The following is a 20,870-nucleotide window of genomic DNA, read 5'->3' on the forward strand; positions in this document are numbered from 1 at the left end:
ACTTGGGATCAGCGAGATACTCGTGGCACCGTTGAGACTCCCCGACAGCGAATTGGTTTCGCGACCCAACAGTCATAGTACTGGAGTATAAACGGAGGGCTAATGTCAGCGGAACAGTCCCTGGACGGGTTTCTCTTCGACCTCTACCGTCAGTACATCGGCGAGCCGGAGGATCGAACCGACGTCTACGTCGGCTTCGGTCTGTTTCTCGGCGGCATCGGCCTGGCAAGCATCGCGCTGTTGCTCTTCCTGTGGAGTAGCACGTTCGAGGCCCGTAGCGCGGCCCACGTGACGTGGGCCGAGCCCGCGTACGGAATCGCCATGATCGCACTCCCCCTTCTCATGCTGGGGATCGTGGTCCTGTTGCCCTCCGAGCGCCGGGTCCTGTATACGTCGGTCGCAGGCGTCGCGATCACGGTCGCGGCCGTCGCCGGCTTCCTGTACGCCTACCCCGACGACTGGAACGGATACGGCGCCGACTACACGGCACAGGTCGTCGCGGTCTACGCGATCGGCCTCGCCGGACTCACGGCCTCGACCGGAGCGGCGCTGATCGCCCACTACCTCGATATGGCCCAGCGCGTCGAGGCCGTCGAGGCCGACGACGAGGACGAAGCGGACGAACTCACCGACGCCGACGTCCGGGGCGACATCGACGAGGCGATGGAGGACGTCGAACTCTCCTGGGGCGGCGTCCAGAAGACCGAACACAAGCGTCTGAGTTTCTCCGAGGACGAGTTGGACGAGGTCTCGATCGACGCCGACGCCGGGACGAAGACGACCCGTTCGACCGGCGTCGACGCGCAGGTCGCCGGACTCAAGGGACTGAAGGGCGGTGAGACGAAGAAAACGACCTCGAAATCGACGGTCGACGATCAGACGGCGAAACTGAAGGAACTTCGCGAACAGCAACAGGCGGAGGAGTTGGCGACGGCCGATGACGACGGGTCACCGCTATCGGGGCTGCTCGACCGATTCCGTCAGCTGTTGGGCCGGAAGTAATCCCTCGTTACCCGTAGTCAAAATACTCTTATTGCCACGTAGTTTGGAATATAAGAAATTCACATAGATTTATAATCCGTGGGCCACCTTGGCCAACTATGGCGAAAGGCCTAGACGTTGGAACGATGAACATCCTGTCAGCACAGCAGGATGGGAACGACACGGTATTCGTGCAGCAGCGTAACTCCTTCGTGGAAATCGAGTACTCGGATATGGCCGAGCAAATGCTCTCGCGGAGCGAAGTTCTCCATATCCGAAAGGACGACAAGGTGTACGTCGTCGGCGACGACGCACTCAACTTCGCGAACATTTTCAACAAGGAGACCCGCCGACCGATGAAACACGGGATCCTCTCGAACGACGAGAAGAGCGCGATCCCGATGATGAAGCTCATCATCGAGCAGGTCGTCGGCGAGCCCGCGTATCCGGACGAGAAGCTCTACTTCTCCTCTCCGGCGGATCCGATCGACTCGGATCTCTCGACGCTGTACCACCAGAAGACGATCGAGTCGTTCCTCGACGACATGGGATACGACTCCGAACCGATCAACGAAGGGATGTCCGTCATCTACAGCGAACTCGCGGACAACAACTTCACCGGGCTGGGCATCAGCTTCGGCGCCGGCATGACGAACGTCTGCCTGGCCTACTACGCGGTGCCCGTCATGAAGTTCTCCGTCGCCCGCGGTGGCGACTGGGTCGACGAGCAGGCCGCCCGCGCGACGGGCACGCCCGTCGACAAGGTCACCTCCATCAAGGAGGACGACTTCGAACTCGACTTCACGACCGACGTCGGCGGCGTCGAAGGCGCGCTCTCGATCTACTACGAGAACCTGCTGGACTACGTCATCGAGAACATCGTCAAGGAAGTCGACGAGGAGGACGTCGAGGAAGGACTCGACGTTCCGGTCGTCGTCACCGGCGGGACCTCGAGCCCCAGCGGCTTCGAGGCGCTGTTCCGTGACCACCTCGAGGACGCGAACATTCCGTTCTCGATCAGCGGCGTGACCCACGCGAACGAACCCCTCTACAGCGTCGCACGCGGTGGCCTCGTCGCCGCTCGCTCCGACGAGGACGTCGACCACGAGGCGGACGACGACGTCGAAGCGGAAGCCGAAGCCGAATAAGGCGCCCCCCTTCTCTCCGTTCGCTACTCACTGCGTCCGATAGTCGCGACGCTCTCGGCTCGGATTCGAGTCCGACGGCCCCCACCGACGATCAGTTCTCGTAGAACCGGTTGAACGCGTCGCGCCAGGATTCCGGTTCCTCCCACTCGCGGACGTGTTCGACGGGGATATCCGCGAATCCACAGTGGGGACACATGGTCGTCGAGACGTCGCCCAGCGAGAGTTCATCGAGCGAGCCCTGACACCGTGGACACTCCATATCCGACTCACTCTCACGGACTCTCCTTAACTCTATTCGAAACTATCACGAAAAAGTACATTTTGAGCGTCGAAGAAGCCGGTTCGTCACCGGTCCCGACTGCGTCGTATTACTACTGGACATTTACAAAGGTTTTTGTATGCAACTGGTGTATTGCCTCGCAATGAGTACGTCACCGTCTCCCGAACTCGAATCGACGATCGACCGGTGTCGACCCGCAGACGTCACCCCCGTCACGCTCGAGGGCGAGTCACTGGAGTCGACGGCGCCGGAGTACCTCCGCGATCTGAAACGCGAACTGACCGACGAGGGACTGGTCCCGGCCCGACTCGCCGTCGACGCCTGTTTCGACGAGGACTGTTCGCTGGCGACCCAGGCCGAGATCGATCGCGTGCGCGGCTACGTGCGGGCCGGATCCTTCCTCGGCGTCGGGAGCCTGACGATCCGCGTCGACGACGTCGCCGATCCGGAGAAGGTCCGTCCCGCGCTCGCGGCCTGTGCCGAGCGGGCCGAACGCGAGGGGCTCGCGCTCGAACTCGAGGGGCCTATTACGATCGACGCCTAAGCGGCGGTATGTCCGGCCCGTCGCGGCGCACCCTCGCACGAGCGCTCGAAGCGCTCGCCGACTTTTCCGATCCATCACCTTCTCTCGAGCAGTATCTCACGCCGCCGGAGATCGCCGCCCATATCGCCCATCAGGCGCGGATGCAGGGGGATCTCGAGAACTGGACCGTCGATCTGGGGACCGGAACCGGGATGCTCGCGATCGCGGCCTTGCTGGCCGGCGCCGAGGGCGTCGTCGGAATCGACGTCGATCCCGACGCGCTCGCGCTGGCGCAGAATAACGCCGCGCGGATCGACGAAGCGGGCAACGCGGGCCCGCTCGAGTGGGTCCGCGGCGACGCTGCCGAACCGCCGCTGTCGCCGCCCGCCGATGGCGACGTCACCGTTCTCTCGAACCCACCGTTCGGCGCCCAGCGCGGGAACCGCCACGCCGACCGCGAGTTCCTCGAGACCGCCCGCTCGATCGCGACCGTCTCCTACACGATCCACAACGAGGGCAGTCAGGAGTTCGTCGAGTCCTACGCGGCCGACGCCGGCGCCGACGTGACGCACGCCTTCCGGGCCGAGTTCCCGATCGCGAAGCGGTTCGACTTCCACACTGAGCGAGAGGCGACCCTCGAGGCGGAAGTGTTCAGAATCGAGTGGCGTGGATCGGATTCGTAAACCGTATTGAATCGGACGAACGGCAATCACGTATGTTGTGAGCGGCGTGCTCGAGGGAACTGACGGCAAAAGAAGCGTTCTGCTATCGTGGCACCGAGGATCGGCCACTCCCTCCCCAGCCGATTCGCTCGTTCACTCGCTCATACACTGCAAGACGCAATGCGTCTTCCAAGCCTTCACTCACTCCGTTCGTGAAGACCTCGCACGAGTTTCGACTGCGGTTCGCCAGTGGCTCACCGCAGTCCAGCGCGCGCCACTGCACGTGGGACGATCGAATAGGAACGAGAACGTCTCAGCCTACGGTCAGGCCTCGAGGTGCTCGAGTCGGGCGTAGCGACCTGCTCGCCAGCCCGTCAGAAGCGCGACGACGGTCCCGACGACGATCGCCAGGGCGAGACCGACGGCGTAGACCTCGACGGGTGTCCGCAGGAGCGACTCGAAGCCGACGACCGCTGCCGTGAGGCGGTTGAGTCCGCGCGTGAGCAGCGGCGTCGCCGCGAGGCCGACGACGCCGCCCGCCAGTCCGATGACCAGCCCCTGGACGCCGATCGTCCCCGCGAGGACCCATCGCGAGAGGCCGACCGCCCGGAGCGCGGCGAGCTCGTCCCGCTGCTGGTAGGCCACGAGAGCGAACAGGTTGACCGTCAGGACGATGCCGCCGACCAGCGAGAGCCCGACCAGCGTCGCGCCGCTGGCGAGGACGAGCGGCCGTTCCTCGACCATCGACCCGATCTGCTCGTCGCTGGTGCGGACGTCGTAGCCCGGATACGCCGCGTCTAACTCCGCGGCGACGGCGTCGCGGTCGGCCCCGTCCTCGACGCTGGCCGTGACGAACGTCGCCCGGTCGGTGCCGGTCGTTCCGGCGACCGCCTGCAGGTCGGTCAGCGGCACCGTCTCGACGTCGGTGCCGAGGAACTGCGAGTAGTAGGAGGCGATGCCGACGACGGTGAACTCGTTGTCTCGGGCCGTCGCGCGGCTGGTTCCGATGTAAACGGTATCACCGACCGACACGCCCAGCGACTCGGCCGTCCCGGGATCGAGCACGAGCTCCTCCGTCGTCGGTTCGGTCGGCCGATCGGCGGCGGAGTAGTTGCCGTCCGAGTGATTCAGCTCGGTCTCGAACCCGCCGCCGGCCTCGAAACCGAAGCCGTCGTGGGTCTCGTGGACCCCGACCGCCGACGTCCGTTCGACCTCGTCGTCCGTCGCGACGTAGAGTTCGTGCATCGCGATCGGCGAGGCGGAACTCACGTCGTCGCGCTGGGTCATCTCGGCCGACATCGCGTGGGCGCCGACGATCGGGTTCGCCGCCCCGTCCGACTCGGACGCGATCGGCTCACTCGTGACCCAGATGTCTCGCCCGGCGTTCTCGAGGCCGTTCTGACCCGTTTCGACGACGCCGACGCCGAGGCTCGCCAGCAGCGTCACCGACAGCACGGCCAGCGTCACCGCGAGGACGGTCAGCGCGGTCCGTCCGGGCGAACGGCGAAGCTGTGCGAACGCGAGACCGAAGACGGCTCGCGTCCGGATCGCCGCGCGGCGGAGTCGCGGGCTCATCGTCCCACCTCCGCCAGGACCGACGTGCGAGCGGCGACGACGAGCGGATAGGGGACGGCCACCAGCCCCGCGACGAGCGCGACGGCGACCCCGTAGGGGACGAACAGCGGATGGATCTCGGCGACGGTACCCGGCGCGACGGTCGCCTCGGCGATCCGGTTGACGGCGTAGATCCCGCCCGCGCCGAGCGCGACGCCGGCGAGCGCGCCGCAGACGGTCGTCAACAGCGTCGAGACGGCGACGATCGCGAGCCGGCTCCGCGTCGCGAAGCCGACCGACTCGAGGACGGCCAGCGTCCGCCGGTCCTCGTTGACGGTCATCCCCATGGTCGTCGCGACGAACGAGGCGCAGATCGCCACGCCGACGATCAGCGCGAGCAGGCTCGTCGCGAAGGCCAGTTCGTCCTCGAACAGCGAGGCGGGGTTGGTTCGATCGACCGATTGGACCGTCGCCTCGGGGTACTCGTCGGCGGCGGCCGACTCCGCAGCGGCGCCGTCGCCCCACACCAACACCTGATCGGCCAGCTCCCCGTCGGACGCCCCGGACAGCGTCTGCAGTTCGCTCAGGTGGACGAGCGCGACCGGCGTCCCGGCCTCGCCGTCACCGGCCGCCTCGACCGCGGTGACCGTCGAGGACGGCGCCGCGTCGCCCGGGACGTGCTCGCCGCCCGGCGTGAGTTCGTCCCCGGACTCGGCCTCGAGTCGCTCCGCCGCGGCCGTCGAGAGCACGATCTCGCCCCGGCGCGGGCCGTCGTACGAGCCGTCGGCGTAGTGGGAATCGCCGGACTCGAGGGCGTCGGTCGGAAGTCCGGCGACGGTCCGCGATTCGCCGTCGGGAACGACGCCGACGAGCAGGATTCGCTTCGCCTCACCGCCGTCGGCCGACTCGAGCGCGACCGGTTCGACGAGTACCGGCGAGGCGTGCTCGACGCCCTCCTGCTCCCGGATCCGCTCGGCGCGCGCGTTGGCGTCGCCGAGTTGGGGTTTCTCGACGCCGTCGACCGCCGCCAGCGAGTCGCTCTCTCCGGGGGCGATGCGGACGTCGGCGTCGTCTCGATCGACGGTGGCCCCGTCGGCGAGCCCCAGCGCGATCCCGGTGACGACGATCAGCAGGGCGACGGTCAGCGCGACGGCGGCCGTCGTCGCCGCGATCCGCCGCGATTTGGTCCCCGTCGCGCGCTTCCAGAGGCGGACGACTGAGACGGTGACGACTCCCCACCAGCGGGCTCGACGCGTGCCCGCGGTCGTCGTCTCGAACCGGTCGTCACCTGCCATCGTCGACCACCTGCCCGTCGCGAAGCGTGACCACGCGGTCGGCGACGGCCAGCGTCGAGTCGTCGTGAGAGGCGACCAGTACGGTCCGGTCGCGCCCGATGTCGGTCAGGAGGTCGAGCACGTCCGCGCCGGTGTCCGTGTCGAGCTCCCCCGTCGGCTCGTCGGCGACGATCACGTCCGGATCCGTCACGAGCGCCCGCGCGATCGCGACGCGCTGGCGTTCGCCGCCGCTGAGTTCGCCCGGCGAGTGATCGATCCGATCGCCGAGACCGACCTGCTCGAGCAGCGATTCCGCCCGCTCGCGTCGCGTCGCTCTGCCGATCCCGGCCTGAACGAGGGGGAGGGCGACGTTCGCGCGGGCCGACAGCGACGGCAGGAGGTGAAACCGCTGGAAGACGATTCCGACGTGGTGGCGCCGCAGCCGCGTCCGTTCGCGGTCCGAAAGCGACGCGAGGTCGGCGGTATCGAGCAGCTGGATCCGCCCCTCGGTGGGCACCAGCAGCCCGCTGACCGCGTGCAGGATCGTCGACTTGCCGCTGCCGCTCGGTCCCTCGAGGCCGACGGTCTCGCCCGCGCGTACGTCGAGCGTGACGTCTCGCAGCGCCGTCACCGTCCGGTCCTCGCTCGAGCGACCGCGCCCGCCGCTCGAGCCGTACTCGTGGGTGACGTCCTCGAGGCGAACGGCCGTCGTCGATTCGCGATCGTCGGTCGTCTGGCCGGCCTGGGGGGTCGTCCGCCGGAGTGCATGGTCGCTCATCGGTCCGTAGGTCAACTCGGTCGAACGGACCACACAGCGGGTCATTGTTTCTCTCCGGCTTCCCCGCGCCATGTGGTCGTTAACCGAGGTTGTGATCGCTGCAAGAACGTCTCGGCTCGAACAATATCACCGAACGATGACTGTTCGCGAACGAGAGCGATACGCGCTCCAGCGCCGGCGTCCGCCCGGCCGAAACGTACATGTACTCCTGACTATCATCGATACAAACTGGTTTATCGGCGGCGAAACCGGCGTGATCCCCGTGATTCGTCAGGGGCTATCTTTAAACAGCGAGAGAATCCCGCCGTTCACGGCGAGGAGGATGTCACCTGTATGTCTCTTCGCTCGCGACCGCGATCCTGGTTCCGTCGGCGCTCGCGTAGATCGTGTCGTCGACGCGCTCGAACGTGAGCCCGCCCGCCGTCGCCGACTCGCCGCTGGCGGGAATCGTCGTCGTCTCGACGGTCTCGCCCGCCTGCGACTCGACCTCGAGGACGAACTCGCCGTCCCGAGACTCGATCGAGACGTTTCGGTCGTCGATGCGGACGTCCGCCCGCGATCCCTCTGACTCGTGGGCGAGCCGTCGGTCCTCCCCGTCGGGCCAGATCTCGACCTGATAGACGGTGTCGTTGCCGACCGGTTCCCAGCCGGTCCGCTCGACGTGGACGGTCTCGCGCCAGCCCGGGCCCCCGACGACGACCTCGGCATCGCCGGTGAAGGCGAGTCGGTTGGCCGGGACCACCTCGACCCAGATCTGGCGCTCCGTGCTCGAGACGATCACCCCGCTGGACTCGAGCGAGACGGCCTCCGCGAGCGGTCCCACCTGAACCGGCGAGACCTTCTGATTCTCGACGCCCTCGGCGTACTGGACCGTGTAGTCCTCGATCTCGACGGCCGACTCGGCGGAGACGGTCGCGTCGTCGAGCACGAAGAGGTTGACCGGGATCGCCATCCCCGCGACGACCGCGAAGACGGCCACCACCGCGAACATCGCCGTCTTGCGCCGCGTCACCGACGAGAGCCGGGTCGATTCCCCGGTCGTCGCCGTCGCGATCTCGCCGATCCGCTCGAGGGGGGACGTCGACGACCGATCGCTCCCGCGGGCGAGCGCGAGCGATCGATCGACGGCCGCGTCGGCCGCCGAGTCGGGACTCGAGCCGCCGAGTCGGGCGAGGCGGCGGTCGATGCGCTCGGGGACGACCGGTCGCTCCGAGGCCGTTATCGCGATCGTCACCACGAGCGCGAGGAGCACGACGACGAGGACGCCGGGCCCCTGAAAGAGGTAGTAGACGTTCGCGCTGCCGAACCAGTAGATCTGCCACAGCCCCTGGGCGAAGCCGAACAGCAGGATCGCGATCCAGACCCGCAGCGCGTCCGGGCGGCTCCCGCGCCGGCGGAGGAGCGCGATCCCGAGGACGAGTCCGATGAAGAAGCCGAGCGCGTGGCCCTGAATGGCGATACCGGCCCACGAGGGCGCCGACGGGGGGCGCGGCCGGGCGACGTAGACGCCGATCGGCGTCTGGAGCGCGCGGTAGACCGTCAGCAGCGCGCCCTGAACGCCGAGCACGCCGACGAGCGTGACCACCGGGTAGTGGACGAGCGCGAAGGCGGCGAAGGCGAAGACGACGCCCGAGAAGCCGATCACGGGCCCGAGCGCGAACAGACTCGAGCCGATCGTGATCGCGACGACGATCAGGGGGAAGATCACCAGCGCGCGGATCCACGGGTCGGTGCGCCACGAGGCGGACGCCGTCGCGCCCCGCTCGTCGGGGTAGTGCCCCCAGGCGTACTCCGCGATCGGTGCGACGACGGCGGCGCCGGCGAGGTTTCCGATGAGGTGGCCCGGCCCGGCGTGGGAGAACGACGCCGTCAGCATCCCCAGCGGGTAGAAGTACGAATACGCCCGGTAGGGGAGCGTTACCGGATTTCCGAACGCGGTGATCCCGTCCTGGACGAACAGGTAGACGCAGAAAACCAGCGCGATCACGAGCAGCGACCCCCACGGAACGCCCATCACGAGTCGGGAGCGGGCGACGTCGCCCCAGCGGCGGCCGGGGCCGTGGAGCCGACTGACGACGGCGACGGAGGCGAGCACCGCCGCCACCACGAACAGCGGGAAGACGACCGACAGGGCGATCGTCAGGACGGCCTCCTGCGAGAGCATACGCAGTGGTTCGGCCGCGGCTGTATATGGGTTTACGTTCCGCGCATCGCGGTTCGAGGACCGCCGGCCGTGGCCGCGCGTTCGGTCATCGGTGGGCGCGGCGCCGACCGTCGATCCTCGAGCCCGAACAGAAAGCTACAAGCGGCCGACGACCGGAACGGTGGACATGGAACTGCGGGTCACCGAGAGCACCGACACCGAACTCTCGATCGAGATCGCCGGCGAGGATCACACCTTTATGAACGTCCTCAAGGGCGCGCTGCTCGAGCACGAGAACGTCAGCGCGGCCACCTACGACGTCAACCCCGAACAGTCGGGTGGCCAGACCGAACCCATCCTCACGATCAAGACCGAGGGCGGCGTCGAGCCGCTCGAGGCCCTCGAGGACGCGGCCGTCACCGTCCGCGAGAAGGCCGTCTCCTTCCGCGAGGCGTTCGAAGCGGCCGCCTGAACGACTGCGAAATCTCGTCTTCGGCTCGGGGGCTCGGGTCCGCCTCTTCTCGCCGGCAACTCCCTCGAGGTAGTTCACGAACTGTCCGCATGAGAACGGCGGGTTCGACGGAGCAATAGATCCGTGTCTCCTATCGGCCGGACCGACTACCGTGCCGGCCGGGCCAACTACCGTGCGGTGGCGCGCGCTGTGCCGCGATTCGTTGTTCACTCATCGCGGCACAGCGCGCGCCACCACACTGAATCCCATAGTGCAGGACGATATGGCGCTCGTCTAGCAGGCCGCGTAGTGGACGTATATCGAGCCCTCGACGACGTGCAGGTCGAGTCCCTCGCGCTCGTACTCGGGAGCCGTGACCGCGTCGTTGGTCCCGAGTCCGCTGGCGACGTCGTCGGCGAGGGCGGCCTCGTCGTCGTAGTCGTCGATCGACAGCGCGGGCGTCACCTGACCGCTGACGACTGTATTACCGCAGTCGGTCCCGAAATCGCCCGGTTCGACGCCCTCCGATTGCGTGCCGTCGTACTGGTTCGCGACGTACGCGCGATTGTTGTACTCGGCGTAGGCCGCGAGCCCGTCGTCGTAGGAGCGCGTGCTCTCCCGCGCGTCCTCGAGTCGGTCGTGGATCTCTCCCTCGGTCGCCTCGAGGTCGATCCCCGCGGCCTGGCTGCCCTCGCCCGGCGCGTCGGGCGGCGACGGGGCGCCGACGCCGGGAATAACCGACAGCGGGACGACGCCGGTCGCGAACAGCGCGGCGACCACGACGATGACGGCCAGAATCGGCGCGTACGGCTTGGCCACCTCGAGCCAGCTCGACGTCTGGAGTTCGCCGTCGACGTCGTCGTAGGTCTGCTTGATCTTCTCGAGGTCGTGGTTGCCACAACGGGAACACGGCGGGTTGTACTTGACGTGATCGCGACCGCAGTCCCGACACCGCCAGACGTAGGTCGTGCCGGTATCGACCGTTTCCGTCTCGGTCACGCCGGTATCGACGGCCGGGTCGCTCGAGGCGGTCGTCGCTTGCTCGCCCGCGTTCCCCTCCTCTTCCCCTTCTCGAACGATCGCCTTCTCGAAGGTGTTGTGCCCGCAGTTGTCACAGGGAGGGTCGTTTTCGGCGTGAGGTTTGCCACACCACGTGCACCGCCACTTCACTGGTCGTAACGCACGACCGTGTCGATATAAGCGTGTTGAAAGTCGAAACGAACGGGTCGATTCGCTCGAGGACTCGCGCTGATCGCCCTCGCGGGTCGCGGTTCAGAGTCGAACGGGAACGCCACGCTCGTCCAGATACTCCTTGGTCTCCTCGATCGAGTGCTCGTCGAAGTGGAAGATCGAGGCCGCGAGGCCGGCGTCGGCGCCGGCCTGGGTGAACACGTCGTACATGTCCTCGGGCCCGCCACAGCCCGAGGAGGCGATGACGGGCGTGTCGACGGTGTCGCAGACCGCCGTCGTCAGCGGGAGGTCGTAGCCGTCCTTGGTGCCGTCCTTGTCGATCGAGTTGACGAACAGTTCGCCCGCGCCGCGGGACTCGGCCTCCTGGGCCCACTCGACGACGTCGATGCCGGTCCCCTCGCGGCCGCCCTTCTTCGTGCACTCGAACCAGCAGGACTCGCCGTCGATCTCGACGTAGTGTTCTCCCTGCTCGTCGAACCGTCGCTTGGCGTCGACGCTGATGACGATACACTGGTTGCCGAAGGCCTTCGCGCCGTCGTTGATCAGTTCGGGGCGCTCGAGCGCGCCGGTCGTGATCGAGACCTTGTCGGCGCCGGCCCGCAGCGTCTCCTTGATGTCGTCGGTGGTGCGGATGCCGCCGCCGACGGTGAGCGGAATGAAGACCTCGTCGGCGACGCGCTCGACGACGTCGAGCATCGTCTCGCGGCCCTCCGCGGAGGCGGTGATGTCGAGGAAGACGAACTCGTCGGCGCCGGACTCGTTGTACGCCTTGGCCATCTCCACCGGATCGCCGGTGTACTTCAGGTCCTCGAAGTTGACGCCGGTGTAGACCGCCGGGTTCCCGTCCTCGTCCAAGTCCACGTCGATACACGGAATGATTCGCTTTGTCAGCATGTGGTCGTTGTGCGAGCCTTGGAACCCGGGATAGTAAAGTCGTCCCCATCAGTGTCTCGAGCGGCGAACAGTGTGGCCGTCTCGAGCGACGAACGGGCCTCCCCTCGAGTGACGACCGACTCGCGGCGCCGCGTGCGGCGAGTCGTCACCGTCGCGGCGCCGGGCTCAGGCCGACCGCAACCGCTCTCGGAACGCCTCGACCGCGTCTGGAAGCGCCTCGAGTCGCGCTCGCGAGCGCGCGTAGTCGCCGTACTCGGTGAGCAGCGAGACGCTGACCCCGGGATCGTTGTCCGCGGCGCGGCGGACGCGCTCGTCGGTCCACTCGAGCGATCGGAGCGTCTCCGCGAGGACGTGTGCCCCGATCGAGGGGCCGGTCACCGCCGCGCGGGCCGACGCGGCCGCCTCGATCGCGGCCGTCCGCTCCGCGCGGATGTCGTCGATCGATTCGGGGACCGCTAGCGTTCCGTCGTCGATTCGACCGCGCACGCGCTCGAAGGCGCGATACTGTGCCTCGAACCGAACGGCCTCGTAGAGGCCGATGCCTCGGTTCCCGTTCGCGATCGCCTCGTTCAGTCCGTCCCGCGCGCCCGAGACCGGATCGAACGCCCGCCAGAGTACCTGCTCGAGGCGCTGGTCGAGGTCTTCGTCGACGACGTCCTCGAGCCAATCGTCCGTTGTCCAGTCGGGAACGTCGACGCTCTCGACGCGCTCGGCCGACGCCTCGAGTGTCGTATCGAAGACCGTCGTCAGGTCGGTCGCGTCGTCGGTTCGCTCCGCGTGGCGGTTCTCGAGATGGTCCCAGACGGCCGTCGTGGCCGTCCCGAACTCGAGTGCCCCGGCGCCGTCGCCGATGTCGATGACGGTGGCGCTCGCGTCGACGTCCCACTGATGCGAGTCGAGTCCGTTCGACGCGCTCCGGAGGTCCGATTCGCGCCGCGAATAGAACAGCGCGGCCCGAAGGCGTTCGTCGCTGGTGTCGGCGCCGCGGTAGGCGGTCGACTCGAGGCGATCGCGGACGCTCGAGCGGACCGCGTCGCGCTCCTCCCGCAGGTCCGCGACGATCGGCCCCGTCTCTGCGTCGATGGCGTCGAGCGTGGTCGCTGCCGCCCGTGCGGCGTCGCGCGCCTCGCGCGTCGTTCGCAGCGCGCGGTAGCGGTCGTCCCCGGTGGCCGCGGCGGCCTCCTCGCGGCGGTCGCGGGCCTCGTTCCGACGGTCACCGATCGACTGCCGGACGACGCCGTTGGGGACCGTCTCGGCCTCGATCGGGTCCGGAACGTCCGCCAGCAAGGTATCGACACGCTCGAGGCCGTCGTCGATGGCGTCCGACGTCGGAACCGCCGGAACCGGCCACTCGATCTCCGGCGTTGCGTCGGTGATGACATCGGCGGCGTCGGCCGCCGTGAACGCCGACCCGGTGTCTTCGATCCACGAGAGGGCGCTACAGCCGGCGAGCGAGGCACCGCCGGCCGCGGCCAGGCCCGCGAGGAACCGTCGGCGAGAGCGACGGACGTCGCTCGTCATCGGCGATCCTCCACGTCCGCGCTCCCGGTCTCGTTCGAGTCGTTCGCCGCCGATTCGTTCCCGCCGCCGTCGGGAGCCGGACAGCCGTTCCCCTCGGAACTGCTCCGACTCGAGGGACGCTCGTCGTAGGGTCGATGGACGCGGACGAACGTCGCTTCCACGACGGTCTCGTCGGCCTCGCACGGCGTCGTCGGCGCTTTCAATTCCCGGCAGAAGTCCGTCCGGACCGAGTCGTCCGCCGCGCGAACGCCGAGGAGCCGTCGGCGGTAGCAGTCGTCGATCGGTCGCTGCTCGACGACGATCGACTGGCGCTCGAAGTCGGTCTCCTCGACGAACGCTCGAGCGGCGGCCGCCTCGTCGACGGCGGGATCGATCCACAGCGCCGCGGCGTCGGCCTCGTCCACGACGAAGAATCCGGCGTGTAGCGCTCGGGCTTCCTCGTCGTTGGCCTCCGCGTCGTCCTCGCTCGGATAGGCGACGAGCGTCTCGTCCGCGGCGCGGACGGCCAGCGACTCGTAGTCGTGGGTCGATTCGACCGTGCCGCTGTCGGCGGCGTGGCCGGATACCGATTCGCTCCCGCTGAACTCGAGACAGCCGGCGAACGCGGCCGAGAGACAGCCGCCGCTCGCGGCCAGTAACCGCCGGCGAGAGACCAGTGTGGAGGGCATCGACGACGGATTGGTTACCGTACTGTAAATATGTAGTGTCTGACTCGACTATCGCGTTCAGCGGAGAGAGTTCCGTGCGACGACCGCTCACTCGTTCACCGGTGTCACTTTCCGCCCCGCGAATCCGCCTCGAGCGGCGCCAGACGGGCTTCGTCGCCGCCGCGAACGAGCCGCGTCCGTCGGCGGCGATCGCCAGCTATCGGCGAGAGAGGTGTCTTTAAGGGGTCGAGTCGGCAAGACGTCCGTATGGCAGACGATACGGATTCGACGGCAGACGGCGATACGGGCGCAGACGTCGGCCACGACCTCGGGGCCGAGCGGACGACCGCACCGATGAGCGACTACGGAACGCGCGAGGTGGGTATCGGCCTCCTCGTCGCGCTCCTCGGCGTCGCCGTCGCGTTCGGAATCCCGTTGCTCACGGTCTGACTGAAATGGTCGAGATCGAGAATCGACGGCGTTAGAAGACGTACTCGTCGTCGTGGCCCATCATTCCGTCGTCTTCGAGGCCGGTTCCACCGCTCGTCCCCTCTTCCTCGTCCATCGGTCCGCTGGTCTTGTAGGCCTTGATCCCCGTCGAGAGGAGGTCTTCGATCGCCTCCTCGCGGTTGACGAACTCGCCGCGCTCGACCATCTGGGCGATCTGCATCTCGAGGTGTTCCGGGATGGTGATCTCTACTTTCGGCATCTGATTCGGCTTTCGGCGAGGGGGTATTTAGGTCTGACGGGGACACTACACGCCCCGGCCCGTCCCGAATCGTCGATCACGGCGAAACCGGCCGTGACCGCCGCTGCGGCCCGCGAATCGCGGTTCGGTCGTCTCGAGTTCGCTTCCGCTGGTCTCGAGTCGCGGCGGCTCAGTGTCAGTTCGACCGGACCGTCGGGGCACCGTCGGTAATCAGCGGTGGGTAGCGGTCGTTCAGGAAAGGATCGCTGACGGCATCGCAGTCGCAGCGATCGAATCGCGATCGCAGTCGCAGTCGCGGTTATCGGTCGCGGTCGATTCCGTTAGCGGTTGCCCATCATCGAGTCGAACGCGTTCTTCAGCGATGCTCCCGGCTGGGTCAGCGACTCGAGCTGCTGGCGCATTTTCCGCTGGTTGAAGTAACTCGCGAACGCGAGGATCGTCGGCGGCCAGAGCCCGATGAACGCACCGAGCTGTCGCTCTCCTCGCAAGAAGAAGTAATACAGCGAGAGCCCGACGGACGCGGCCGACGCGACGAACGCTGGGCCCATTGCTTGTTCACCGACTTCTTCCGCTGCCTCTCCGGACATTTCTCGTTCCGCTAGCTGTTGTCTACTCGCCATACACTGATGGAATCGCCGAGACCGTACTAAGGGATGGCGAGGGTTTCGCGAGGAAGGCCCTGAATTGTGACATCGGTGCGACTGTTCCAGTTCGTTTCGGCCGCCGCGACGTCCTGGTAATACGGGCTTACGAGTCGGTGATCGTATCAGACGAACCAGTGAGTCACGGTCACACGGGGTCGTCGTCGCTCCTCTCAGCCGATTCGACTCGCGTCGGGAGGCGTCACACCTACGTCCGTCGGGACCGACGCACGCATATGACGAACGACGCGACCGACGTCACGGATCTCTACCGGGAGTTCGGCGACGAGCGACTGCCGCCCGGCCAGCGGGAGACTTCGGCGTTTCCGGTGCTCTCGAAGAGCGGGACGCCAGACTGGGATCCCGAGACGTGGGAGTTCACCGTCACCGGCGCCGTCGAGGAGGAACTCTCGCTCTCGTGGGACGAGTTCCGCGACCTGCCCAGCGAGACCCAACAGCAGGACTTCCACTGCGTCACCGGCTGGAGCAAGTTCGACTGCCGGTTCACGGGCGTTTCCTTCCCCACCCTCGCCGAGCGCGCCGGCGTCGACGATGACGCGGTCCACGTGATGTTCTCCGCGCTCGACGGCTACACGACGGACCTACCCCTCGAGGACTGCATGCGCGAGGAGGTCCTGTTCGCGTGGGCCTACGACGGCGAGCCCCTGCCCGAGGACCACGGCGGCCCGCTGCGGGTCATCACGCCCCACAAGTACGCCTACAAGGGGGCGAAGTGGGTCGACGGCGTCGAGTTCCTCACCGAGGCCCAGCGCGGCTACTGGGAGAAACGCGGCTACTCGGAGACGGCGAACCCGTGGGAGGAAGAACGGTACAGCTAGACGCGAGCGGGAATCGACAGCGGGGGCCGCGGGCCGGCGCCCGGGATAGTTAGGCTGAAGGCGCGGCGGTCCCGAACTGCGTTCGATGGATCGATCGTCGGGTGAGCGTCGACTCGCGAGTGACTCCGACTCACGGCCGGTCGCCGAGACGACGGCCCTCGTCAGCACCAGCCGGAAACTCGAGGACGTGTCGTTCGGCGCCGTCGTCGACGCCGACGCCGAGTCGCGCGTGCTCTGGTCGACGCCCGACGGGCTGGAGGTCGTCGGCCGAGGCGTCGCCGCTCGCCTCACCGCCGACGGCATCGATAGATTCGACCGAATCCGAGCCCGCGCGGACCGGGTCTTCGACGGTCTCGAGCACGACGGCCCCCGCGTCGCCCGGCCGCGGGCCTTCGGCGGCTTTTCCTTTCACGACGGCCACGGATCGACGCCGCCGTGGACCGGGTTTCGGGCCGGCGCGTTCGTGATTCCGCAGATACTCGTCGTCCGGAGCGACGCGGAAACCTGGCTGACGGCCGTCGCCTCGGACCCCGAGACGGCGGCGGATCGACTCGAGCGCTGGACCGACCGGCTCCGGGAGCTGCCGACGATGCGACCGAGCGGCGACGGCCCCGGCGTCGAATCGACCCGGCGAACCACGTCGCGCGAGGACTGGACCGAGGGGGTCGAGACCGCCCTCGAGCGGATCGAGCGCGGCGAGCTCACCAAGGTCGTCCTCGCGCAGGCGCTGTCGGTCGACCTCGAGGGGGCGGTCGACGTCCCCGGGACGCTCGAGCGGCTGCGCCGACGGTACCCGAACTGTTACCGGTTCCTGATCGGCCGCGAGCGCGGCGGTACGTTCTTCGGCGCGCCGCCGGAACGGCTCGTCTCCAAGCGCGGCGACCGCGTCGAGACGGAGGCGCTCGCGGGGTCGGTTCCCCGCGGCGAGACTCCCGAAGCGGACCGCGCCTACGCAGACGAGATGCGCGACGACGAGAAGTTCCAGCGCGAACACGGGCTCGTCGCCGACGCGATCCGCGAGCAGCTCGAGCCCCTCGCGAGCGAGCTGACGATCGACGAGCAGACGATCAGACGGCTCGCGAACATTCAACACCTGCAGACGCCGATCGAAGCGACGCTCGAGGGCGACCGCCACGTCCTCGAGATCGTCGAGGCGCTGCATCCCACGCCGGCCGTCGGCGGCGTGCCGCCCGCGGCGGCCTGGGAGACGATCCGCGACGTCGAGACGTTCGACCGGGGCTGGTACGCGGCGCCGATCGGCTGGTTCGACGCCGCCGGCGACGGCGAGTTCGCGGTCGGCCTCCGCTCGGGAATCGCGACCGACGAGACGGTCACGCTCTTCGCGGGCAGCGGCATCGTCGCCGACAGCGACCCCGACGAGGAGTGGGAGGAAGTACAGCTGAAGTTCCGACCGATTCTGGACGAACTGGACGATCGATGAGCGCACCCAACCGCGCGACGCTGTGGGGCCGCGTGCTGGTCGACGAGCTCGCGAAGGGCGGCCTCGAGGCCGTCTGCATCGCCCCCGGCAGTCGTTCGACGCCGCTGACGGTCGCCTTCGCCGCGCACGACGGGATCGACGTCTACTCCCATCTCGACGAGCGCTCGGCGGCCTACTTCGCGCTCGGCCGGGCGCGTCGGACCGGCGAACCGACGGCGCTGGTCTGTACCTCCGGGACGGCGGCCGCGAACTTCCACCCGGCCGTGATGGAGGCCGATCGGGCCCGCGTTCCGCTGCTCGTGCTCACGGCGGACCGACCGCACGAACTCCGCGATAGCGGCGCGAACCAGACCGTCGATCAGGTCAAACTCTACGGCGACGCGGTCCGCTGGTATTCGGAACTCCCCGACCCCGAGGCCGACGAGCGCAAGGTGCGGAGCCTCCGGACGACCGCCGCGCGGGCGCTGGCCGAGACCGGCGGCGTCGATCCCGGTCCCGTCCACCTGAACTGCCCGTTCCGCAAGCCCCTCGAGCCGATCGAGGTTCCCGACGCCGTCCCTGACTCGTTTTCGGAGACGCTCGCCGGGCGCGGACGCGGCGGCGCCTTCGTCGAGACCGAAGCCGGGGAGCGATCGCTCGCGGACGAGCAGTACGACGAACTCGTCGACGCGCTCGCGGACGCCGAGCGCCCGCTGATCGTCGCCGGGCCGGCCGATCCCGTCGATCCGGCCGCCCTCGAGCCCGACCACGTCGTGACGGTCGCCGAGCGCGTCGGCGCGCCGATCCTCGCGGATCCGCTCTCGAACCTGCGGTTCGGCCCGCACGTCGACGCGGAGTCCGCGATCGGGCCGGTGTACGGCGGCTACGACGACTACATCGACCTGCTGCCGGCGCCCGACGTCGTCGTCCGGTTCGGCGCGTCGCCGACCTCGAAACCCCTGCGGCGCGCGCTGGGTGACTCGGACGCGCGGCAGTTCCTGCTCGACCCGGCGGGCGACTGGCGCGAGGCGACGTTCACCGCGACGGACCTCTTCGCGGCCGCGCCCGGATCGGTGTTCGAGGGGCTGTGCGAGCGTCTCGAGGGCGGTTCCGCGGTGAATGCGACGAATACTGCGGCCGAGAACGAGTGGCAGGCCGCGTTCGACGCGGCGGAGCGCCGCCACTGGGCGATTCGGGACGAAGCCCTCGAGTCGAATTCCCTCGAGTCCGCCCCGTTCGAGGGGGCGATCCTCGCCGACGTGTTCGCGGGCGCGCCCGATCCGGCGACGGTCTTCGTTTCCAACAGCATGCCGATCCGGGACGCGGACCGGTTCGGTCGCCCCCGCGGCGCCGACCTGACGGTACTGTCGAACCGCGGCGCCAGCGGAATCGACGGGATCGCGAGCACGGCGCTGGGCGCCGGCAGCGCGACCGACGAGCCGCTGGTGCTCGTCACCGGCGATCTGGCCTTCTACCACGATTCCAACGGGCTGCTCGCCGTCGACCGCTGTGACGTCGACGCGACGATCGTCCTCCTGGACAACGACGGCGGCGGTATCTTCCACGAACTCCCGATCGAGGAGTTCGAACCGCCGTTCACGGACCAGTTCAAGACGCCCCACGGCCTCGAGTTCGACGCGCTCGCCGACCTCTACGATCTCGAGTTCGAGCGCGTCGCTCCCGTCGACTTCGCGAACGCCTACCGACAGTCGCTCGAGTCCGAGGGAACGCAGGTGTTCGCGGTCGAGTTCGACTCGGCGGAGAGTCATCGACGCCGGGACGCGCTCGCAGAGCGGGTTCGTGACGAACTCCGAGACGAGGACGCGTAACTTCGCTACAGATTCTCCTGCAGTTGCTCTGGCCTGCGGTGGCGCGCGCTGTGCCGCGGTGAGTGATTCACGAACCGCGGCACAACTCTGCGCGAGGTCTTCGCGAGCACAGCGAGCGAACGGCTCGGAAGACGCTCCGCGTCTTCCGTTGGATGAGCGAGTGACCGTAGGGAACGAGCGAATCGGTTGGGGAGGGTGTGGCGATTCCCCGTTGCCAGCGCGAGCAGCACGCTCGAGTGTCGGGTTTCCGCGGTAACAGATTCGACACGTCTGCATCAGAGAGTAACCGACGCGAATACGCCAGTGATCAGGGACGAAGGGCCCACCAGAGCGCGAGAGCGTAGCCGAAGGGGATCCAGGCGAACCCGATCGCGACCAGTCCGACCAGCGAGAACTGCGACAGGGGGACCAGCCAGTCGATCCCGATCGGGAACAGCACGCTCCAGGAGCCGAACACCAGAGACGCGACCCGCGGTCTGGTGAGCAGATACCCGACGAGCCCGAGCATACAGGTCCCGACGATGGCGCTGACCGCCATCGAAAACACCGGCGTCAGCGTCACCGCGACGAACACCGGATACAGCAGCCAGCAACAGCCGACCGTCACCGCCGTCGAGTACTCGAGCGACTGGCCCTCCCACTCGAGGTCGACGTCGCCCGTCCAGTCGTGGACGGCGTACCGGAACTCCGAGGCCCCCGCGTCGCGGTCGGCTCCGGTCGCCGTCGCGGTCGAACCGCCGCGGTTCGACGCCGCCGCCGTCGCCGTCGTCTCGGCCCCGAACGACCACCCGCTCGTCGCCCGCTGTCGGGTCCGCTGCTGGCGTCGCCGTTTGCGCTGGCGCGCGTGGTGACTCTCGGTCCGCGCGCCGCGTTGGGATCCGGAGCGCCCCGATTCGGCCCGACTCGAGTCAGTGGCGGTTCGACCGTTCGTGTGACGCCGGCCGCTCTTCGATCCCGTTCTCGAGTTCGCACATCGCTTCGATCTCGAGCCGGCCGCGTTCGCGCTCGCATCGTCGCTCGAGTCACCGGTCGACGCGTTCGATCCATTCGTCGTCGATGCGTTCGACGCGGTCTCCGCCGACGTGTTCGACTCGTCGGTCGGTGCACTCGAGTCGCCCGCAGTCCCATCGCCGGCAGAGTGGTCGGCGAGACGGACGTAGGACTCGTGACCGAGCCGATCGTACCGGGCCCGCTCGGTGCCGTCGGTCAGCACCGACTTCGCCGTCGAGACGCGCTTGAACTGCTCGGCGGCGTCGGGCGCGTCGTTGTGGTCCGGATGGGTCTCGAGGACGCGCTCGCGGTAGGCCGTCTGAATCTCCTCGCGAGTCGCGTCCGGGTCGACCTCGAGGACGTCGTAGTACGTCTCGCCCATCGCCTACGGAGTC

At 68.0% G+C, this 20,870-nt stretch carries 21 protein-coding genes; 9 read left to right on the forward strand and 12 right to left on the reverse strand.

The window, feature by feature from the left end; translation table 11 throughout:
• Positions 1-102 precede the first annotated feature (102 nt).
• Together WD430_RS17410 and WD430_RS17415 are read left to right on the forward strand one after the other, a co-directional pair.
• On the forward strand, positions 103-1,002 hold the full coding sequence (locus WD430_RS17410) for a permease (protein WP_339103684.1): 900 nt from the start codon (positions 103-105) through the stop codon (positions 1,000-1,002).
• A gap of 98 nt (positions 1,003-1,100) precedes the next feature.
• Complete coding sequence (locus WD430_RS17415; RefSeq protein WP_049914565.1) at positions 1,101-2,129, forward strand: hypothetical protein; 1,029 nt, start codon at positions 1,101-1,103, stop codon at positions 2,127-2,129.
• 91 nt (positions 2,130-2,220) lie between these two features.
• Here WD430_RS17415 and WD430_RS17420 read toward each other — a convergent pair whose 3' ends face one another.
• Complete coding sequence (locus tag WD430_RS17420; protein ID WP_339103685.1) at positions 2,221-2,388, reverse strand: zf-TFIIB domain-containing protein; 168 nt, start codon at positions 2,386-2,388, stop codon at positions 2,221-2,223.
• Positions 2,389-2,551: 163 nt separating this feature from the next.
• On the opposite strand from WD430_RS17420, the gene WD430_RS17425 reads away from it, so the two are divergent.
• Together WD430_RS17425 and WD430_RS17430 are read left to right on the forward strand one after the other, a co-directional pair.
• Positions 2,552-2,953, forward strand: coding sequence for a hypothetical protein (locus WD430_RS17425; RefSeq protein WP_339103686.1), 402 nt, complete (start codon positions 2,552-2,554; stop codon positions 2,951-2,953).
• An 8-nt stretch (positions 2,954-2,961) separates the two neighbouring features.
• The gene (locus tag WD430_RS17430) at positions 2,962-3,615 is read left to right on the forward strand and encodes an METTL5 family protein (protein ID WP_339103687.1); all 654 of its coding nucleotides are present in this window, start codon (positions 2,962-2,964) and stop codon (positions 3,613-3,615) included.
• Positions 3,616-3,918: 303 nt separating this feature from the next.
• On the opposite strand, the gene WD430_RS17435 is transcribed toward WD430_RS17430, so the two are convergent.
• The 4 genes from WD430_RS17435 to WD430_RS17450 all read right to left on the reverse strand — a co-directional run bounded on the left by WD430_RS17435 (position 3,919) and on the right by WD430_RS17450 (position 9,364).
• Entirely contained in the window at positions 3,919-5,169 is a 1,251-nt protein-coding gene (locus tag WD430_RS17435; RefSeq protein WP_339103688.1) for an ABC transporter permease, read from the reverse strand.
• On the reverse strand, positions 5,166-6,443 hold the full coding sequence (locus WD430_RS17440; RefSeq protein WP_339103689.1) for an FtsX-like permease family protein: 1,278 nt from the start codon (positions 6,441-6,443) through the stop codon (positions 5,166-5,168). The genes WD430_RS17435 and WD430_RS17440 overlap by 4 nt, the downstream gene beginning before the upstream one ends.
• Positions 6,433-7,200 carry an ABC transporter ATP-binding protein gene (locus tag WD430_RS17445; protein ID WP_339103690.1) on the reverse strand — a complete coding sequence of 256 codons (768 nt, stop codon included), beginning with the start codon at positions 7,198-7,200 and terminating at the stop codon, positions 6,433-6,435. The genes WD430_RS17440 and WD430_RS17445 overlap by 11 nt, the downstream gene beginning before the upstream one ends.
• Before the next feature lie 325 nt (positions 7,201-7,525).
• Positions 7,526-9,364 (reverse strand): rhomboid family intramembrane serine protease, encoded by a 1,839-nt coding sequence (locus tag WD430_RS17450; protein WP_339103691.1) that lies wholly within the window; start codon positions 9,362-9,364, stop codon positions 7,526-7,528.
• Positions 9,365-9,530: 166 nt separating this feature from the next.
• Here WD430_RS17450 and WD430_RS17455 point away from each other — a divergent pair, with 166 nt between their 5' ends.
• The gene (locus WD430_RS17455) at positions 9,531-9,815 is read left to right on the forward strand and encodes a DNA-directed RNA polymerase subunit L (protein WP_339103692.1); all 285 of its coding nucleotides are present in this window, start codon (positions 9,531-9,533) and stop codon (positions 9,813-9,815) included.
• 273 nt (positions 9,816-10,088) lie between these two features.
• On the opposite strand, the gene WD430_RS17460 is transcribed toward WD430_RS17455, so the two are convergent.
• From WD430_RS17460 to WD430_RS17475, 4 genes are all read right to left on the reverse strand, one after another.
• The gene (locus WD430_RS17460) at positions 10,089-10,964 is read right to left on the reverse strand and encodes a hypothetical protein (protein WP_339103693.1); all 876 of its coding nucleotides are present in this window, start codon (positions 10,962-10,964) and stop codon (positions 10,089-10,091) included.
• Between the two features lie 102 nt (positions 10,965-11,066).
• Positions 11,067-11,879, reverse strand: a complete 813-nt coding sequence (gene hisF / locus WD430_RS17465) for an imidazole glycerol phosphate synthase subunit HisF (protein ID WP_339103694.1) — start codon at positions 11,877-11,879, stop codon at positions 11,067-11,069.
• A gap of 165 nt (positions 11,880-12,044) precedes the next feature.
• Positions 12,045-13,400, reverse strand: coding sequence for a hypothetical protein (locus tag WD430_RS17470; RefSeq protein ID WP_339103695.1), 1,356 nt, complete (start codon positions 13,398-13,400; stop codon positions 12,045-12,047).
• Complete coding sequence (locus tag WD430_RS17475) at positions 13,397-14,068, reverse strand: hypothetical protein (RefSeq protein ID WP_339103696.1); 672 nt, start codon at positions 14,066-14,068, stop codon at positions 13,397-13,399. Before WD430_RS17475 ends, WD430_RS17470 begins: the two co-directional genes overlap by 4 nt.
• A 246-nt stretch (positions 14,069-14,314) precedes the next feature.
• On the opposite strand from WD430_RS17475, the gene WD430_RS17480 reads away from it, so the two are divergent.
• A complete protein-coding gene (locus tag WD430_RS17480) occupies positions 14,315-14,497 on the forward strand; it encodes a hypothetical protein (RefSeq protein ID WP_339103697.1) in 183 nt (60 codons plus the stop codon).
• A 31-nt stretch (positions 14,498-14,528) separates the two neighbouring features.
• On the opposite strand, the gene WD430_RS17485 is transcribed toward WD430_RS17480, so the two are convergent.
• Together WD430_RS17485 and WD430_RS17490 are read right to left on the reverse strand one after the other, a co-directional pair.
• Positions 14,529-14,756 carry a ribbon-helix-helix domain-containing protein gene (locus WD430_RS17485; protein WP_008895334.1) on the reverse strand — a complete coding sequence of 76 codons (228 nt, stop codon included), beginning with the start codon at positions 14,754-14,756 and terminating at the stop codon, positions 14,529-14,531.
• A gap of 320 nt (positions 14,757-15,076) precedes the next feature.
• Positions 15,077-15,376, reverse strand: a complete 300-nt coding sequence (locus WD430_RS17490) for a hypothetical protein (RefSeq protein WP_339103698.1) — start codon at positions 15,374-15,376, stop codon at positions 15,077-15,079.
• Positions 15,377-15,633: 257 nt separating this feature from the next.
• Here WD430_RS17490 and WD430_RS17495 point away from each other — a divergent pair, with 257 nt between their 5' ends.
• From WD430_RS17495 to menD, 3 genes are all read left to right on the forward strand, one after another.
• Positions 15,634-16,236, forward strand: a complete 603-nt coding sequence (locus WD430_RS17495; RefSeq protein WP_339103699.1) for a sulfite oxidase-like oxidoreductase — start codon at positions 15,634-15,636, stop codon at positions 16,234-16,236.
• A gap of 85 nt (positions 16,237-16,321) precedes the next feature.
• Positions 16,322-17,677: an isochorismate synthase gene (locus WD430_RS17500; RefSeq protein ID WP_339103700.1), complete on the forward strand. Its 1,356-nt coding sequence runs from the start codon at positions 16,322-16,324 to the stop codon at positions 17,675-17,677.
• Positions 17,674-19,485 carry a 2-succinyl-5-enolpyruvyl-6-hydroxy-3-cyclohexene-1-carboxylic-acid synthase gene (gene menD / locus WD430_RS17505; protein ID WP_339103701.1) on the forward strand — a complete coding sequence of 604 codons (1,812 nt, stop codon included), beginning with the start codon at positions 17,674-17,676 and terminating at the stop codon, positions 19,483-19,485. The genes WD430_RS17500 and menD overlap by 4 nt, the downstream gene beginning before the upstream one ends.
• A gap of 307 nt (positions 19,486-19,792) precedes the next feature.
• Here menD and WD430_RS17510 read toward each other — a convergent pair whose 3' ends face one another.
• Entirely contained in the window at positions 19,793-20,857 is a 1,065-nt protein-coding gene (locus WD430_RS17510) for a DnaJ domain-containing protein (RefSeq protein ID WP_339103702.1), read from the reverse strand.
• Positions 20,858-20,870 lie beyond the last annotated feature (13 nt).

Origin of the sequence: Haloterrigena sp. KLK7 (assembly GCF_037914945.1) — an archaeon.
Lineage (GTDB): Archaea > Halobacteriota > Halobacteria > Halobacteriales > Natrialbaceae > Haloterrigena > Haloterrigena salinisoli.